The organism is Photobacterium carnosum, assembly GCF_002849605.1.
In the GTDB taxonomy this organism is placed as follows: domain Bacteria; phylum Pseudomonadota; class Gammaproteobacteria; order Enterobacterales; family Vibrionaceae; genus Photobacterium; species Photobacterium carnosum.
In genome coordinates, this window is the sequence record NZ_NPIB01000003.1 from 58,315 (window position 1) to 76,667 (window position 18,353).

At 36.3% G+C, this 18,353-nt stretch carries 13 protein-coding genes and 1 pseudogene; 8 read left to right on the forward strand and 6 right to left on the reverse strand.

The annotated features are described in order from the left end of the window. Positions 1 to 121: 121 nt before the first annotated feature. Positions 122 to 1,213: a rod shape-determining protein RodA gene (rodA, locus tag CIK00_RS04150; protein ID WP_101767671.1), complete on the reverse strand. Its 1,092-nt coding sequence runs from the start codon at positions 1,211 to 1,213 to the stop codon at positions 122 to 124. Between the two features lie 254 nt (positions 1,214 to 1,467). Here rodA and CIK00_RS04155 point away from each other — a divergent pair, with 254 nt between their 5' ends. Beyond that, positions 1,468 to 2,373, forward strand: a complete 906-nt coding sequence (locus CIK00_RS04155; RefSeq protein WP_101767672.1) for an ROK family protein — start codon at positions 1,468 to 1,470, stop codon at positions 2,371 to 2,373. Positions 2,374 to 2,454: 81 nt separating this feature from the next. Here the strand turns inward: CIK00_RS04155 and CIK00_RS04160 are convergent, their stop codons facing one another. Together CIK00_RS04160 and ylqF are read right to left on the reverse strand one after the other, a co-directional pair. After that, positions 2,455 to 3,615: an MFS transporter gene (locus tag CIK00_RS04160; RefSeq protein ID WP_227990375.1), complete on the reverse strand. Its 1,161-nt coding sequence runs from the start codon at positions 3,613 to 3,615 to the stop codon at positions 2,455 to 2,457. 558 nt (positions 3,616 to 4,173) lie between these two features. Beyond that, on the reverse strand, positions 4,174 to 5,130 hold the full coding sequence (ylqF, locus tag CIK00_RS04165) for a ribosome biogenesis GTPase YlqF (RefSeq protein WP_101767673.1): 957 nt from the start codon (positions 5,128 to 5,130) through the stop codon (positions 4,174 to 4,176). Between the two features lie 463 nt (positions 5,131 to 5,593). On the opposite strand from ylqF, the gene CIK00_RS21485 reads away from it, so the two are divergent. The 4 genes from CIK00_RS21485 to CIK00_RS04185 all read left to right on the forward strand — a co-directional run bounded on the left by CIK00_RS21485 (position 5,594) and on the right by CIK00_RS04185 (position 13,377). Then, positions 5,594 to 8,239 (forward strand): AAA family ATPase, encoded by a 2,646-nt coding sequence (locus CIK00_RS21485; RefSeq protein ID WP_233426529.1) that lies wholly within the window; start codon positions 5,594 to 5,596, stop codon positions 8,237 to 8,239. Between the two features lie 9 nt (positions 8,240 to 8,248). Then, entirely contained in the window at positions 8,249 to 9,595 is a 1,347-nt protein-coding gene (locus CIK00_RS04175) for an McrC family protein (RefSeq protein ID WP_101767674.1), read from the forward strand. Between the two features lie 19 nt (positions 9,596 to 9,614). Further along, complete coding sequence (locus tag CIK00_RS04180) at positions 9,615 to 9,761, forward strand: AlpA family phage regulatory protein (RefSeq protein WP_101767675.1); 147 nt, start codon at positions 9,615 to 9,617, stop codon at positions 9,759 to 9,761. A gap of 337 nt (positions 9,762 to 10,098) precedes the next feature. Then, entirely contained in the window at positions 10,099 to 13,377 is a 3,279-nt protein-coding gene (locus tag CIK00_RS04185) for an AAA domain-containing protein (RefSeq protein ID WP_101767676.1), read from the forward strand. A gap of 147 nt (positions 13,378 to 13,524) precedes the next feature. Here the strand turns inward: CIK00_RS04185 and CIK00_RS04190 are convergent, their stop codons facing one another. The 3 genes and pseudogenes from CIK00_RS04190 to CIK00_RS21460 all read right to left on the reverse strand — a co-directional run bounded on the left by CIK00_RS04190 (position 13,525) and on the right by CIK00_RS21460 (position 14,402). Further along, on the reverse strand, positions 13,525 to 14,178 hold the full coding sequence (locus tag CIK00_RS04190) for a tyrosine-type recombinase/integrase (RefSeq protein ID WP_202820798.1): 654 nt from the start codon (positions 14,176 to 14,178) through the stop codon (positions 13,525 to 13,527). Then, a pseudogene (locus tag CIK00_RS21670) lies at positions 14,179 to 14,256 on the reverse strand (hypothetical protein); the annotation flags it as partial. It abuts the gene before it with no gap. Beyond that, positions 14,235 to 14,402, reverse strand: a complete 168-nt coding sequence (locus tag CIK00_RS21460) for a phage integrase central domain-containing protein (protein WP_202820801.1) — start codon at positions 14,400 to 14,402, stop codon at positions 14,235 to 14,237. The gene CIK00_RS21460 and the pseudogene CIK00_RS21670, both read right to left, overlap by 22 nt. Before the next feature lie 94 nt (positions 14,403 to 14,496). Here CIK00_RS21460 and CIK00_RS04195 point away from each other — a divergent pair, with 94 nt between their 5' ends. The 3 genes from CIK00_RS04195 to CIK00_RS04205 all read left to right on the forward strand — a co-directional run bounded on the left by CIK00_RS04195 (position 14,497) and on the right by CIK00_RS04205 (position 18,062). Beyond that, on the forward strand, positions 14,497 to 15,201 hold the full coding sequence (locus tag CIK00_RS04195; RefSeq protein WP_101767677.1) for an OmpA family protein: 705 nt from the start codon (positions 14,497 to 14,499) through the stop codon (positions 15,199 to 15,201). Then, a complete protein-coding gene (locus CIK00_RS04200) occupies positions 15,201 to 16,286 on the forward strand; it encodes an HNH endonuclease (RefSeq protein WP_101767678.1) in 1,086 nt (361 codons plus the stop codon). Before CIK00_RS04195 ends, CIK00_RS04200 begins: the two co-directional genes overlap by 1 nt. A 75-nt stretch (positions 16,287 to 16,361) precedes the next feature. Further along, the gene (locus CIK00_RS04205) at positions 16,362 to 18,062 is read left to right on the forward strand and encodes a class I SAM-dependent methyltransferase (RefSeq protein WP_101767679.1); all 1,701 of its coding nucleotides are present in this window, start codon (positions 16,362 to 16,364) and stop codon (positions 18,060 to 18,062) included. The last annotated feature ends 291 nt before the right edge of the window (positions 18,063 to 18,353 follow it).

Here is an 18,353-nt window from a genome sequence, read left to right on the forward strand (position 1 = left end):
TATTTAATAAAAATTGCGGTAATAAAAAAGCAGTAATAAAAACAGCATCAATAAAAAGGCCAGTTATGTTGAAATAAACATAGCAGGCCTTTTTTATTTGATAATTTGAGCGTTAATGGATTTATTTACATGGCGCACAAATAGATTTTTTACGCAGGCAGAGTGACATGATCATGCCAAATATAGCCCCTTGCGTAATAATGGCAGAACCACCATAACTAAAGAAAGGCAGCGGGCTTCCCATTACAGGTAATACGCCACTCACCATGCCGATATTAATAAAGCTATAAAGGAAGAAGCTTAACGCGAAAGCGGCACTGACTAAGCGTGCAAATGGTGATTCTGATTGATTTGCTAACCATATCACTCTAAATGTCATAAAGGCGTAGATCCCCAACAAAAAGACGCTACCCCAATACCCCCATTCTTCAGCAAAAGTTGAAAAAATAAAGTCAGTGTGGCTTTCTGGAATAAATCCTAAATTACCTTGAGTTGCATCTGTCCAGCCTTTGCCGCGTATGCCGCCAGACCCAATGGCAATTTTTGATTGGATGATCTGATAACCAGAACCAAGGGGGTCAGATTCAGGATCAAGAAACTGTAATACCCGCTTTTTTTGGTAAGTCTCCATCACGAAATACCACGCTAGCGGTATGATGACACCAATAATCCCTAATACTGTCGAAATTAGCTTCCAGCTCATGCCTGCATAGAAAAGTACAAACAAAGCATACAAAATAGTAAAAATAGCGCCATCAAGGTCGGGCTGGATAAAAATAAGTCCCGCAGGAATAGCGGTGATCATCAGGCAAATCAGTACTTTTTTGAGCGTTGGACGCCCAGCTTCTGCAATTAATACCCATGCAATCATTAATGGAACAGCAATTTTAACCAATTCTGAGGGTTGAAAACGAATAGGGCCAAGGGCTAACCAACGTCGAGAACCATTCGTACTATCACCAAGAACAAACACACCAAGTAAGAAAACCACAGTAATAACAAATAAATAAGGTGCATAGCGTTGGTAGATAGCCGGAGGAATGGCCGACATTAAAATTAATACACCAATAGCCAATATACCTCGAATGAGGTGACGTTCAATAATAGGAACACTAAAGCTACTTGCACTCCATACTGTTAATGAACTAAACGTGATTAGAAGAAGAATTGATATACAAAGTGGTAGATCAAGATAAGGACGGTATTTATTCATTAAGTACTACTGTAAACCACGCGTAATTGCGCATCGATGATAATTACCGCTACTTTAAAATATTATCGCTTCGCTACAAGATATATTTTGCAATAAAATGTGTTTCTGTTGCATTAACCTAATAAATACACAAATTATTGTCTTAAATACTGCTAATAATCATGGTGATTGAGTGTTTTTTCGACAACGTCGCAGTATTTAATACTATGGCTTAATATAATAACTGAAAATAATAAAATCGCAGTGGAGTAGGAATGGATCGTTATTACTGGGGTGTTGATTTAGGCGGCACAAAAATTGAATGTGCAGTGATTGAGCGTAGTACCGATAAATGTATCGTCAGAGAACGTATAGCAACAGAAAGCGATCAAGGCTATGCCCATATTTTAAATCAGATTAAATTACTGATTGATCGATGTGCTGAACAATTAGAGCAACGACCTTTAGCGATTGGTTTTGGTACGCCAGGGACGTTAGATCCTCGTCATGGAGTGATGAAAAATTGTAATTCAACCGCACTTAATGGCAAACCGCTTGATAAAGATCTTTCTCAGTTATTAGATGCACAAGTTGTATTAGCCAATGATGCGAATTGCTTTGCTCTCGCTGAAGCACATTTTGGTGCAGCAAAGCGAGTAAAGCCTAATGCTGAAGTCGTGTTTGGTATCATCATGGGTACTGGTGTTGGTTCTGGTGTGGTCGTTAATGGTAAATGTCTATATGGTTGTCATGGCATTGCCGGAGAGTGGGGACATAATGTTATAGATCCTGATGGTGCACCTTGTTATTGCGGTCAATCAGGATGTTTAGAAACCGTCATTTCAGGTAAAGGCTTAGAACGGTTCTACTTTGAACAATCTGGCGTCGAATTATCATTACCAGAAATAGTGGAGCGTGCCGCTGGAAATGATCTTCATGCTCAAGCAACATTGGCCAGAATGTCGCATTATTTTGGTATTGCTGCTGCACAGATTATCAATGTGCTTGATCCTGATGTAATTGTTATTGGCGGCGGTGTGGGTAATATCGATGTTTTATACCAACAAGCACAGCAAGCCATATTGCCACATTTATTTAATGGTGAGTTAAACACTCAGATTGTGAAGCCAGATTTAGGTGATAGTGCAGGTGTCTTTGGTGCTGCGGCATTGGTAAAATAAGATCGACCAAACTAACTAACAACATAACAAAAAGGGCACAATGGTATTAACCATTGTGCCCTTTTTTACGCATACTGTGTATCAGCTTGCCAATACTTGAGGCTTGCGTTGTAAACTTGCAAATAGCATATAAATAGCGGTTGCTAGTAGCACGATAAAGAAGAAATCCATCAAACCATTTTGCTCCGCCATGAAGCTATTCGCACCAATAGGACCTAATGCTGAACCAATGCTGTAACTAAATAGCATTACTTGGGTGGCAGCAACAATGTAAGACGAATCTAAATTATCACATGCTAGCGTAATCGCAATTGGGTACAACGCAAATGCTGACATACCTAATAACGCTAATGCACTAACCAGCATGATGTAATCTGACGATAAATAGGTTAAACCCATTGCAAACACACCAAGTAATGACATTAACGCAAGTAATAACGTCTTGCTCATTACAATAGAAAGCTTGCTAATAATTGGCTGAATAACCATGCCGCCAAGAATAATCGCCGCCATTAATACACCAACTTGATTGGTAGAAAGTGAGCTGGCTTTAAGCGCTAATGGCATCAAACCATAAATACTTCCCATCACCACACCAGATGTGATGCAACCAATAATTGCTGGCTTACTTAAACGTGAAATTTGTTTAAGAGAAAGCACTTGGTGTCCATGGCTGTCTGGCTGACCTTGCTTAATAAACAAGGGGGGCAAAACGGCAATAAATAATAGGACTAAGATCACGATAAAAGGTACAAAACCTTGTACACCAAAGTAACCCACAGCAAGCTGACCGATAGTCGTACCGCCATACAATGACGTCATGTAAAACCCAAGACGTTTAGCTCGCTCTTTTGCACTGTCGCCAATCAATAACCATGATTCAACAACAACAAAAATACCGGCTACAGCCATACCTGCAATTAAACGTGAAAATAGCCATAGTTCTTTATGTGGAAACAAAGGTAATACAGCAACCGTTGACGCTAATAATGTAAGAAAGCTAATAAAGGCAATGCGGTGACCTATTTTAGCAATAATAGGTTCGATCATTAATGACCCTATTAATAAGCCAAGATAATAGATACTCGCTAACCAACTGGCATAACTACTATCAATATTAAAATTTGCTAATGATAGTGGGATCAAGCTCATTAAGTAGCCTGAAGCGATTGCAAATACAGTTAGTCCAGCAACGGGCACAAGCATGCCGTTACTTTTATGACAAGTAGTGGTGTGTTGCACTACCGTACTCTCCACATTAAATTCGGTTTAGATAATCTGTCTCTTTATATAAAGGAGTAACCCTGTAAAGAGTAGTCAAAAACCCGCCGACCGAAAAAGGTAGGAGGGAGGAAGAGACAGTGCTGTTTAAGTTTGCTTCCGACTGAAAGCGGAGCGATTATTCACGCAACGGCGACGCGAGTAAAATGAGAAAAACTAATCCGAAATGATGCTTTTATTTATAATCGTATCGGTATAGAAAAAATGCTTAGAGGTGAATTTAATCACATGCTTTTAATAGAATAATTAATTAACAAAAGAACTTATTATTTAATGGGTTATATTTGTTTATTGGGTGGGTAAATCAATAAATAACAATAAAATCATTAGTGTTGTAATTGAGTTTGAGGTGTCGTGATTTCAGATTTAATACGAAAAAAATTAATGCTGACCAATAAAAAGTTTTCTTTTATATCTGGGTTTATTAAAAGCATAAAAAAAGTCACTCTATCAGATATAAATTAATAAACAGATAGAAGTGACTATTAAAACTTGTGTAAAAAAATATTGTTTTATTACTTAGCGTTTATTTTTAAGGTAACGCTTACGACGCTCTTCTTTTTTCTTAATCTTTTCTTCTATTTTACGTTCAGATGCAATCGCAACATTGATCAATTCTTCAGTGATCATGTCTGGATGTTCAAGCGTGATGTGACCCAAGGTGCCATTACGTAATTCATTAATCAAAATAACAGAGGCTTTGTGTAAATCAACACGACCACCGCCTTTTAAACAACCACGCTTACGACCGATCTCTTCGATTAATTCAATTGCAGATTCAGGTAAGTCATCGTCAAGGTTGTAACGTGCTTTGATCAAATCAGGGTAGGCTTTAATCAGGTATTCAATAGCAAAGAAGCCAACATCGATATAATCCATGGCAGTATCTTTAATCGCACCTGTTGCCGCTAAACGAAAACCACTGTGCGGGTTTTCTACTTTTGGCCACAAAATCCCTGGAGTATCAGACAGTAAAATACCATTATCTAAATTAATACGTTGTTGCTGACGAGTAACGGCAGGTTGGTTACCTGTAATTGCAACAGAACGACCCGCAAGGGCATTGATAATGGTTGATTTACCTACGTTAGGAATCCCCATGATCATCGTACGAATTTTCTTACCCGCATCTTCACGTTGTGGTGCAAGCTTACGGCAGAGATCCAGAATCTGATTAACTTCGTTCAAGTTTTCTGTCGTAATCGCAATTGCTTTTACACCTTGTTCTTTTTCGAGGTGATTGATCCATAATTGGGTCATTTCCGGATCAGCTAAATCACGCTTGTTCAGTACTTTAACAACAGGTTTACCATCATTAGTTTCACGGAACGACTTGATCAGTGGGTTTTCACTACTAAAAGGAATACGGGCATCTAACACTTCGATGATCACATCGACTTTTGGCATTGCCTCTTCAATTTCTTTACGGGCTTTATGCATATGCCCCGGGAACCACTGAATTGTTTGACTAGTCATTTGATTTTTATACTCTTTATTTTTCTTAGTTAGCCTAAATATTATTATCTTGGCCACTAAAAATTACTGTAAACGATAGCGGTGGTTTACGTTTGTTATCAACAACACCGATGCTGTGATCGCTTACATACAAATACTTAGCATAGAGTTTACCATAACTGCTAGGGGATGCTTGCCCGTTAATGTATTTAGACGTTGCTGAGCTGTAGCATGGTTAGTTATTGTGCGGTGGCTTGGGTTGGTGGATAACGATAAATGCCACATGAGATAGGAGGAAAGTAATATTTCTTAATGATGTTTAGACGTTGTATTTTTTTGTTTTATAAAAGTAATCTATCAATATTTAAGTACAAAATATGATGATTATTGTTCATTAAGTTTTTTAATCTGTTATTTAGGTCAAAGAAATTATAAACCTGAGTAGATATGCTTATTCAGATTTTAATTTTGGATGTATATCACAATGGCATTAGACCAGCCCTTGCAGAAAAGCTTCGTAAATAAACATCAGCAGCTATGGAATGACTTCCTTCGTCGTTGGCCTCGTGAAAATCTTAATCAATTAACGTTAGAACAATATGTATCTGTTAATGACCAAGATACTTTTACTTATTGGTTAGAAACTAAGACGAGGGAATTGGGCTCTATTCAAGGTAATACGTCTGCGAAGTTTGGTATTTATAAGCGTAATGGGGATGGAAAAGAGCAGAGTGGTATTGGTCATGGTGATGTTTATACATGGCGTACACGCTACGGGAATAATGAGTCCGAAGTCTTTAATTATGTAAAAAGTGTATTAATCCAAATATCACAAGCCGCATATGAAGGTAACTTAGCTGAAATCGACAAGATTAATTTTGCGCCTTTGATTAAATGGAAGATTGCTTTTCTTTATCAGAACCAAGATAGCCCTGTACTGATCAATACATTTTCTAAGTCGATGTTAGAAGTGCTGACAAGTAGTAATAGTAAAACATCATCTCCTTGCATGTATCAGCAATTGATAGCTGAAAAGGGTGAGCTGAATTTATTACAGTTCGGTGCTGAATGTTGGAATAAAGCGGCTCAAAAAAGTAAAGATATTCATCAGCAAAGTATCTTAGATAAATTTTCTCATATTGATGCTTTTAATCGAGGCGTTGAACAGTGGTCATCTGAGACAGTAACCACTTTCTGTGATTTGATTCAGAATGCTTACGATAACAAGCTCGATGTTTTTACTACTGCGATGGATACAGGTGCAATGATCCGTATTGGTAGAAAAGAGCTAGGCGCATTTCGAGCAGAAGAGGTATTCGCAACCTTTGAGCCAATACTGCATAAAATTAATTATGAACTTCGTTACCAACATCGTGATGGGTATGAGTGTTCCACAGTTACCAACGAACTTTATTTACATACTCGTAAATCAAAAAAACTGGCTGAGTTTTCACAACAGTACCCAATAACACGTAAACCTTTTTGGCCGGAGAGCTACTTCGATGATAGTGATGCTGATATTACAGATGATGACTACGAAGTGGCTGAACAAGGAGAGATCTATACGATGACGCAATTATCACCATTAAATCAAATTCTTTATGGCCCTCCAGGTACAGGTAAAACTTTTCATACTATGGATGCGGCAGTTAAAGCTGCTGAGCCTTATTTTAAGTGGGCTAATCGTGATCAGTTAAAAGCTGAGTACGAGCGATTAGTTAAAGAGAAACGTGTCCGCTTTGTGACTTTCCACCAAAGTTACGGTTATGAAGAGTTTGTTGAGGGCGTAAAAGCTGAGACTGTTGACGGAGAAATTAATTACAAGATTGAATCTGGTGTATTTAAAAAAGCAGTTGAAAGTGCACGTGCGAAGCGTGTCAGCCAGTTGGATTTATCGTCTCACTATGATTTATCCAAACGTAAAATTTGGAAGATGTCATTAGGTAATACGCAAACTGATGAAGGTGAAATGGTATTTAATGAGTGCATTGAAAATAATTACCTTCTTTTAGGCTATGGTGGAAATATTAATTTTGAAGGTTGTAATTCAACATCAAAAATTAAAGAAAAGTTTATTGAAGCGGGTTATCAATTGAAACCTCAAGATTACAACGTAACGTCAGTAAATACCTTAGTTAATAAGATGTCAGTGGGCGATATTGTTATCATTTCAGATGGGAATCATAAGTTTAAAGCGATTGCTGAAATTACTTCTAATTACTCATTTATTGATGATGATAGAGATTGGTACTTCCAAAAGAGAGATGTAAAGTGGTTAATGATTTTTGATGAAGCTCGTCCAGTTGATGAATTATTCTCATCGTCGCTTTCTCAAATGACGCTATATAATCTAAAAGATTCTGTGATCTCACGGGAGAAATTGTCTCACCTTTTAAATGAGTCCAAGCAAGAGTTAGAAGAAATTAAGAACTATGTGTTAGTTATTGATGAAATAAACCGCGGTAATATATCTAAGATTTTCGGCGAATTGATTACTCTAATTGAGCCATCTAAACGTAAAGGGGCAGAGGAAGCGTTAGAAGTTACGTTGCCATACTCAGGTGATGTATTCTCGGTACCCGATAACTTATACATTATCGGTACCATGAATACGGCTGACCGCTCTTTGGCGCTAATGGATACGGCACTGCGTCGTCGTTTTGATTTTGTTGAAATGATGCCAAAGCCTGAGTTATTCGAGAATAGAAAAATTAAAAATATCGATTTGACTCAACTATTAACCATACTCAATAAACGTATTGAAGTGCTTTATGATCGCGAGCATACCCTTGGTCATGCCTTTTTATTTCCTGTGTACAATGAGCAAGACGAAGATAATGCCTTTGGACTGCTAAAAGCTGCATTTAAAAACAAAATTATTCCATTGTTAGAAGAGTACTTCTTTGATGACTGGAACAAGATCCGTCTTGTACTGGGGGATAATCAAAAAGAAGAAGCGTTATGTTTTGTGACCAAACAAGAAGATAGCTATGAATCTTTATTTGGTGCTGATCACGGGCTTAATACATATGAAGATACAAAAGTAACTTTCCAGCTTGCGTCTTTTTGTGGTGATGATTCTGTATGGGATCAACCTGAAGCTTATATTGCCATTTATACCAAGGGCTAATGGTTGAGCATGAAAGTGAAAAACATCGTTACGTTATTTGAGTTTGGCTATATTACCAACGATCGTAAAGCGAACGAACATGATCATATTCAGGTTATTTCAGATAACGCTTACTTGTACTTCAAAGGTATGTGCTTAAGTGATGAGCGGGAGCGTAACTTACTTAAACTAAAAAGCGTTTATGGTATGGAAGTGCTACAAGTACAAAACTATGCAGGGGTATTATTTACCCCTGACGGTACGCAACTTGAGATCTTACCTAAAATTGGTAAAAACCAATCAGCGAGTCAAAAAGCTGCAGAGGATGCTCGTCAGTCGTTATTGATCATGTTAAAGACGTTAAAAGGTTTTCAGCATATTCAAACCTCTAACGCTAATATTGTCAGTCGTAAAATGCCACTGCTTGAAGTGTTCATTAGTCAGTTTTTAGAGTCGGTTAAAGTCCTTATTAAACGTGGTTTACGTAGTGATTATGTGCGTCAGGAGAATAACCTTGCCTTTTTAAAAGGTAAGCTCAATGTTGGTAAGCAACTTCGTCATAATGTGATTAATAAGCATAAATTCTACTGTGAATATGATGAGTTTTTGTTAGATCGCCCAGCAAATCGATTAATTCATGCCGCACTAGCGAAAGTGAATGACGTTGTGCGAAGTGCAGTAAATCAAAAGCTATTACAAGAGTTGATGTTCGTCTTTCTTGATATACCAGTCAGTCATAATCATAAGCATGATTTCTCGCTGGTGGCGCTAGGTAGGGGAATGAACCATTATGAATTGCCGTTAGCGTGGGCGAAGTTAATTTTAGATGGGTTGTCACCGCAAACGATGAAAGGTGATCATCATGCTGCTTCATTATTGTTTCCAATGGAGCGTGTATTTGAGGACTATGTTGCTCAATCACTCAGTAAAACTTTGAAGCAAACTCATCGTTTGAAAGCACAGATACAGAGTAAGAGTTTAGTTACCCACAATGGTTCAAGCTGGTTCAAGCTTAAGCCCGATATGGTAATTGAGCATAATAGTAAAGTTGTGACTGTATTAGATACTAAGTGGAAATTACTCGATTTAGCAAAAGCCAATGGCACTGATAAATATGGCTTATCACAAAGTGATTTTTATCAGATGTTGGCATACGGTCATCACTACTTTGATACTGAAATAGAAAATCCAGAAATGTTCTTGGTATATCCCTCTCATTCAGGTTTTCAGCAAGCTATACCACATAGCTTTGATTTTCCGATTCAAGGTGAGAAAACCTTAAAGCTGTGGGTCGTTCCATTTGTTATTAGTGATAAAGATGATGAGAAAGGGATTCAGTGGCCGAAGAAAGCAAAAATACCAGCAAAGTTTTATTAAAAGTATCTTTTTCTTTTTCATGGAATGCCACAATACCGCTATAGCTCCGAATTCTTTTCAGTTTATATTTCCTAAAACAATACCATTAGGTGTCAGAGATGTGACTTGGATAGAGAGTGATATTAAGCTATGGATAACAGAGAAAGTGGCGGAAAGAACTACATAATAGAATGTAGTGCAGATAAAACGAGTCGTAACTAATGTTTTTGTTGAATTTAAATGGCAAGTGATTTGAGTTACGGTATTATGCAACTGTATTTTTATAAGATTATCAATAGAACAAGTCTTTCACAGATTAGAACTGTCTAATGGACGAAAAAGTACGTCATTAGCTAGTTACTAAATATTCATATATCTAATTTTAACTCATTGTTTAACAGAAAGATTAAGACAGTTTATTATATTACTACATTTTTGACTATCCATAAGTTTGTATATGCGGATACTAGAGTTAGTTAAATATAAAAGAATAATTACATTATTTATTAATAGGTTATGATGAGATGATTGACAAAGAACAGGCGATAAAAGTTTTAGGTGCTTGGCATCGAGTTGAATTTTTTCAAACTTATTCATTACCTGATAAGAAAGATGAAGAGCTTATACCTATAGATATTAGTTTTAATGAAATAAAAAGATGTGGTGATACGTTATTACCATGGTTAAATGTTTATACTCAACGTCAACTAGGATTAGATCCTTCAAAAGAGACAACATATACACTTTATCTTGGTTTGTTTGATAAAGCTGTTTTATCTCGTGTTGCGGAAAAATGTTATAGTTTATCTCATTATAATCATAACATCATGGATGAAGAAATTGAACAACGATTAGATAGTGAGGGTGATAGTTGTTTTGCTAAGTTGAGACTCAATGAGTTTGGTAAACCTGATTGGCATTCTTTTTCAATTAGTACATTACCATGGGCTTTGGGACATTTACTAAATAATTCAATAGACAAAGTTACGCTATCTAATTTTGATGGTCATAGTGTAATGTTGATGGAAGCATTTGATCGAATCTCTATAGGAAATCAAGAAAACAATATACTTAATTCTGAGATTATTGCTGCGTTGGTTAAACAAATCTATAGTTGGGCTGGATTAAAATTTAACGATCTTTCACTTTCGACTGAAGAAGATATCTTCTGCTTTAGGCTTGCATATTATCAAAGAGAGCGGAAACAATTAGGAAGTATAATTAAAGATTTGCATGATGAAAATGAGGATGAAACCGCTAAACTTGATGAAACTAAGTTACCGATTTTAAATAGTTTTTATATTCGTGATCTTGAAAATGCAATTAATAGTGTTAAAGCTGGAACGGCAAGCAAAGGCTTATTGCAATACTTAAGTAGTCCTGGTAAACGTCATACTGATTTATATAGCGATAAAGCCATTTCTCTTATTGCGAAAAATTTGCACCCCATAAATACTCCACAAGGACGTTGGCCTAGTGATCCTCAATATAATATGTCACTTATGCAACAATTCGCTGTTAATACGGCTTATAAAGAATTATCAGCAGGAGGTATAATTTCAGTTAATGGTCCTCCAGGAACGGGGAAAACCACCTTACTTAGAGATGTAATTGCTCAAAATATTGTAGAGCGGGCTAAGGTATTAGCATGCTTGAATAAAGCTAGTGAAGGTATTGATAAAGATGGATTTTTAATTGAATCACTTTCAGGTTATGAGATGGTTGTTGCGTCATCAAATAATGCAGCAGTAGAAAATATTTCTAAAGAACTACCGCAAAAAGACTCTTTATGGGATGGATATACTGATTGTGAATATTTAAAATCAGTAGCAAATCAATTGAATGCAAAAAAATATAAAGAAAAGCTTCTTCCAATAAAAGAAGAAAAAAAACAATGCTGGGGTACTATATCTGCAGTAATGGGAGCAAAAAAGAAAAGAGATGACTTTTCTAATCGATTTTTTTTCCATAAACATTTTGGTAATGACGTACCTAAAGATAGAGCAGAAGAAATAAATTTTCTACCTATTTGGCAACAATTTTCAAATGTTAAAAGTATTTCTTTTTATGAGGCAAAGAAGGATTTTTTATCCTCAATTCAAGATTTTGATAATATAAACTCTATTTATATTCAATTTGATAATCTACGTACGAATTTCTGTGCTGAAAAATATGAACAAAAGATACTTATTCTTAAGAAAAACATTATTAGTGATGATCAAAAAATAGATCTAGCAAATTTAGATTTAAAAGATACATGTACTTCTATTAATGTTTTTAATAAGAAGGAAAAAATTTCAGAATTAGCTCTGGATAAATTAAAATTGTACCCACCAGGATTTTTATCAAAATTATTTAATACGAAGAAAAATAAACTATACACATCTAATTTACATCAAAAAATATCATCTCTGGAATTAATAAAAAAAGAATTGTTAATTGCTGATTCACATTCAGAAGAGCTGAATCATTACTTATTGAGACTTAAAAAAAAGCGACAAGTTTCGTTGAGTAAAATTGTTGAGATTACAGCTGAAAAAGCATCAAAAGAACAAGAACTTTCATTATTAGCAGAGGCTATGGGAGAATGTATATTACCTGATGCTACAGCTATGATAAGTGATGCTAAATTGCAGCAAAATGCTTATTGGCAAGATAAGAATATTAATGACTTGCGATCTAAAGTCTTCATTTCTGCTCTTAAGTTACATCAAGCATGGTTATATGAGGTTAGAACGATTGCATCTTTTAAATCAAAAATGTTTCAATTAGTAGATTGTTTAAAAGCAACGAAAGATGGGCTTAATGATGAAAAATTATGGCAAATTATTTTTATGTTTGTTCCTGTAATTTCAACAACATTTGCTTCATTAGGTCGAATGTTTTCAAAACTTAATGATAATTCAATTGGTTGGTTGATGATAGATGAGGCTGGGCAAGCAGTACCTCAAGCAGCTATTGGCGGTTTATTACGAGCGAAAAGAACGATTGTTGTTGGTGATCCTCTACAGATTGAACCTGTTTTTACCTCTTCTCCTGCTTTAGTTGATTTTGTTATGGAGTCAGTATTGGGTAGCGATAAAGATAAGTGGAGTCCTGCATCTTGGTCTGTACAAGAGCTTGCAGATAGAGTAAATCCATATGGATGTATGTTAAAAGTACAAGATGAAGAAAAATGGATAGGTATTCCGTTATGGGTACACCGTCGTTGTATAAATCCAATGTTTGATATAGCAAATAAGATCGCTTATGAAGAACGAATGATTCATGGTAATTACAAATCTAATAAAGATGTTCCTGTTGTTCAGCACCCTCAACTTAAACTTAATCGATGGGTCGAAGTGACGGGAAATTGTACTTATAAGCAATATAGTAAACAGCTTGGAGAGAAAGTTTTAGAGTTATTGATTGATATTGTTGATAACGGTGGGGTACTTAAAAATGTTTATATCATTTCACCGTTTAAAGCGGTTAAAAGTGAGCTGAAAAACTTTATTCGACAAAATGGTAAAGAATTAGAAAAAGATAAAAATCTAAATTCATTTTTAAAAAATAATGTGGGAACAGTTCATACATTTCAAGGAAAAGAAAGTGATACTGTTATACTTGCATTAGGGTGTGATAGAAATAATCAAGGTGGGGCTATTTGGGCATCATCGAAACCAAATCTTCTCAATGTAGCTCTTACACGAGCTAAGAAAAATGTATTTGTTGTTGGAGATTCTTTCATTTGGGCCGATAAACAGTTTTTTTCTGATTGTTTTTCTAGTTTATCTATTAAGGAAGATATTAAAGAAAACTGATACAAGTTTAACTCTTAATGTATTTTGTAAAAGTATGAATAATTATTAAGTATATTTGGAGTTACAATGTAATAGATACTACTAATAATCATTTGGTTATTTTTCATAGTATAAGAGGTGCTTTACTAGACCTCTTTTCTACTTATATTAAGTGTTTTCTATATATGCACTCCACCAGCTCATGATTTCTTTACGCTGCTCTAAGTAATCAGAGCGGTTGTAACTTGCTCTTGCTTCATTTTGATCGGCATGTGATAAGCACGCTTCAATAAGCAAACTATCAAAACCTTGTTCATGAAGGGCGGTAGATGCGACTGAGCGCAGTCCATGAGCGACTAATTTATCTTTTAACCCTAGACTACGTTTAATAGCGGCATTCGCTGTAAACAGGCTTACATGGCTTGTTGTATCACGCTCACCAGGGAAGACATAATCGTACTGCTCACTCTGCGGACGTATCTGATCTAAAATCTCGATAGCCTGTGGCGTTAACGGTATACGATGCGCTTTTCGACGCTTCATATTTTCAGCTGGAATCGTCCATACTCGATTTTCTAAATCAATATCAGCCCAACGTGTTGTAGCAGCTTCTTTAGGTCTCGTCATTGTGTGCAATTGCCACAGAATGAGTAATTTGGTTTTCGTTTGAACTCTTGCGCAGGCGTTTAAGCGCTCTAAAAAGTCTGGCAGTTGTTCTGGCCGTATTGTTGGCATGTGTAATACGGTATTTTTGCGAAATACTTTAATGATCTTTGCGAGTGGGTTGGCATGTATTAAGCCGTGGTTAACCGCAAAATCCATTATCTGATTAACACTCTGGCATATTCTTTTAACGGTTGAATATTTACCGTCTTTTTCTAATGGGCGTAAGGGCGTAATACCGCAATAGTACCAATAGCATTAATTGCCGTGATTGGCGTTTTGCCAAGGTGAGGGAAGATATATTTATCTAATGTTCGCCATTCACGGTAAGCGTGTTCTGGCGTGATGTTGTCTTTTTTGCGCTCAAACCATAATTCAGCGATGGTTAGAAAGGTGTCTGCTTGCTGTTTACGAGCTTCTAGCTTTTTGGTTTGTTCAAATGTCTAATGTTGTTAATAGTAAAGTTGCAGCCTAAGAATGGAAAAGTTATTTGGTAAGACTAACTCAACGAGTGATAGCGGTGAGCATTGGATGTCTGTCTCAGATCTTATGGCAGGACTGATGATGGTGTTTTTATTTATATCTGTCGCTCTGATGCGTGATGCGGTAGTTGAGCGTGACAAAATTAAAGAGGTTGCAGAGACATATCAAAAAACGCAGCAAGCGATTTATATCTCATTATTAGAGGAGTTTGCGAAGGATCTTGATAAGTGGGGTGCTGAAATTGATAGAAATACATTGAGTGTGAATTTTACAGCTCCAGATGTACTTTTTGCTAATGGAGAAGCAAGATTAACTCGAAAATTTCAGACTATCCTTAATGATTTTTTTCCTCGTTACCTTCAGGTATTAGAGCAATATAAGCTTATTATTCAAGAAATTAAAATTGAAGGGGATACCTCTAGTCGTTGGAGTCAGGATTCTAGTGATTATGAAGCATATTTTAATAATATGAGCTTGTCGCAATCACGAACTCGCGCTGTTCTTGGGTATGTAATGCAATTAGAACAAGTACGTATGGAACATTACAGATGGGTAAAAAATAACGTGGCAGCTGTAGGGTATGCGTCATCCAAGGCTGTATCTAATGACGGTGTAGAAGATGAAGAACGTTCTCGTCGTGTATCGTTCCGAGTAATAACAAATGCTGAAGAGCAAATATTAAAGATCTTGGGGTCATAATGAAATTGCTGTTTAGCCTTCATTCTTTAATGCATGCTATTGAAATAATGGAGCCAGAGAAAAAAGGTAAATTTACTTTGGCGCTTCAGGAAAGTCATATTGATAAAATTTCTGCTGAGCTAGAGCAAGGAAAGGATGTTGAACTTAAAGATATTGAGATTGAATCGGGTTTATTAAGTTATCAAGGACGGCATGTCTCGTTATATATAAAAGCGAATGGATCTAATGCGAGATTCCATGTATCGGATTGTTCAACTTTGCAAAGTATGCGCTCTAGTGGTCGATTTGAACGTTATGTTGTAACAAACAATATATCAGGCGAATTTATTATTGATACTAACTACGGTGAGACCAAAGCAAGATTAAAGGTTTGCCAGAATTGTTTGCGTAAGCTTAATTATAGAGGGTGTAATACGGCGACTCAAATTCATCCTATAGTGCAGAATTTCAATATGGCTGAGTTTTTCGCTACATATAGTTCTTTCTTTCCTCATATGCCATCTCGACTAGCAGAGACTGCAAAGAGTGGGTATAGCGATAATTGGTCTAAAATATCATCTCATTACAGAGTAGAAAAAAACTTTGAGTGTGAAGCGTGTAGCGTGAATATGCGGTCTCACCGAGCGTTGTTACACGTTCATCATGTCAGTGGTGTTAAATCGGATAACCGACCATTTAATTTAAAAGCACTATGCATTGATTGCCATAGTAAGCAGGCTAAGCATGAGCATATGGCTCTTAGCCATAGAGAGCGACAAATCGTTAATGATTTACGTAAGCAACAAGGGTTATTAAGTGTATTGGGTGAATGGAAAGAGCTATTTGATTATTCAGATCCTGGCGTTCATGGTGTATTACACGCTTGCCAACAAGCTTATTTAAAACGTCCTGAGATTAATTACTTTGTAGAAGATGATTTTGGTGATTTCGCTGCGCGTCTTGAACTTGCATGGTCTAAGCATAATTTTGGTATTGCTATATCGGTAAATGATATTGAGGATGCAACCAAAAATGGGTGGCGTGTCGTCAGTGTTAATGAGTTCTTAGATAATTACAAATATCAAGCTCATAATTTAAGAGAATAAAAATAAGCCATTTTGAAACCTTTAAATTAGAGTAGACTTTATTGGGTCTTAATTAGCTGATTTATGGCAAATCATATGAATCTCACCTCAACATTTTATAGTCAGCATGCCGAAGAATTAGCGCAACAATATAATGCACTTGATTTTGAGTCTGTACATCAATCTTGGCAAGATTATTGGCCTAAACAGGGTGATAATGTTTTAGATATTGGTGCTGGTTCTGGCCGTGATGCTAAATGGATGAGTCATCAAGGTTGTGATGTTATAGCTGTTGAGCCTAATGATGCTTTACGGCAACTAGGAAAGCATTATACAGATGCCAGCGTAACTTGGCTTAATGATTACTTACCTGAATTAAAAGCGACATTAAGCCTGGGTATGCGTTTTAACCTTATTCTCGTTAGTGCCGTCTGGATGCACCTTGCAATGAGCCAGCGCGAACGTGCGTTTCGTAAGCTTTCTAATTTATTAGCCCCAAATGGTAAATTAGTGATTAGTTTACGGCATGGATCATTTACTGATGGACGTGAAGGTTATCCTGTTTCGGTAGAGGAACTAGAAAAGCTTGCTAAAGATCATGCATTACAAATCCAGTTAGTGTCAGATAGTCCCGATCATTTAAACCGTAATGATGTTTATTGGCAGACGGTGGTTTTAAGCTTACCTGATGATAGTTCTGGTAATCTTAATACTGTGCGTCGAATTATTGTTAATGATAGTAAATCAGCCACTTACAAACTGGCTTTATTGAGAACATTGCTTCGTATTGCCGACGTTCATCCTGGTGCTGTACTGGATCGTCAAAATGGTAAGATCGCGATTTCTATGGGATTAGTCGCTTTATATTGGATCCGCCAATTTAAACGGCTAATAGATGTTGATATTGAAGGCGCTGGTATTCAACAAAGTGTTAATACAACGAAAGGACTTGGTTTTGTAAAACCAGATGGTTGGAATCAATTAAAACACCTTTCTGCTGATGACTTTTCTATTGGCGCTATGTTTGTTGCAGATGATGCGATTGCGTTGCAGAAGCTATTTTCTCATACCATAAGTACTATAAAAGTAGGGCCTGTTACCTTTACTTATCAAGGTGATAAAAACAACCATTTATTTGAGGTTGTACCACCAACGTTACGTAGAAATAAAGCTGAAGCAGTTATATTAGATAATGAATTTTTTACAAGTTATGGCCACTTTGTTTTAAGTGAGAAGCTTTGGGATTGTTTTCGAATATATCATTCTTGGATAGAACCGCTGGTGGTTAATCAGTGGATCAAAGAAATGCAGCGTTTTAAGTTAAACCGTGAACGACAAATATCCCTTCAAACTTACTATGACTGTTTAGTGTGGATTGATGCTTTACATAATACTCGTGATGTTCGTCAACGTGTTGATGAGTTAAAAAATGCAGGGCAAGAGATACATAGTGTTTGGAGTGGTTGCGCATTAAAGCATCAATATCATGTTGATCATTGTTTACCATTTGCTTATTGGCCTAATAATGATAAATGGAATTTATTGCCGACGACAGCCAAGGAAAACCTTTCCAAAAGCGATAAATTACCAACGGCTAAACGGTTATATGATTCGAAGCGACGAATTATTGATTGGTGGCAGTTAGCTTGGGGCGCTAATCAGCAACGTTTCTTTACCGAAGCCTCGCTTTCTTTACCAAACTTACCTGCACAATGTAGTGACTTTGAAGCCGTATTTGAGGCAATGGGTTTACAAGTTAAAGGCGTGAAAAGTCGCTTATTGGTTTCTGAGTGGTAGTGGTTGAATGAAATTTTCTGCTATGAGCAGAATTAATAAGGGTGTAATTCCTAGGTATAAAATATAAATGTTTAATGGCTAATTTTTAAAACTGAGTAGGAAGTCAGCCTTTCTAATGTATGCTTTTTAGGTACAGCGGATTACAAGGTTAGTTCAATAGTTAGTAATACTAATCTAAAACATTAATAGTGATATATATATAGTTTATTGTGTGCTCAGTTTTATTTGGCTATTTCATATTTGTATACTTCAAAATGTTGTAATATAGGATATTATTTAACAGTTATTGTT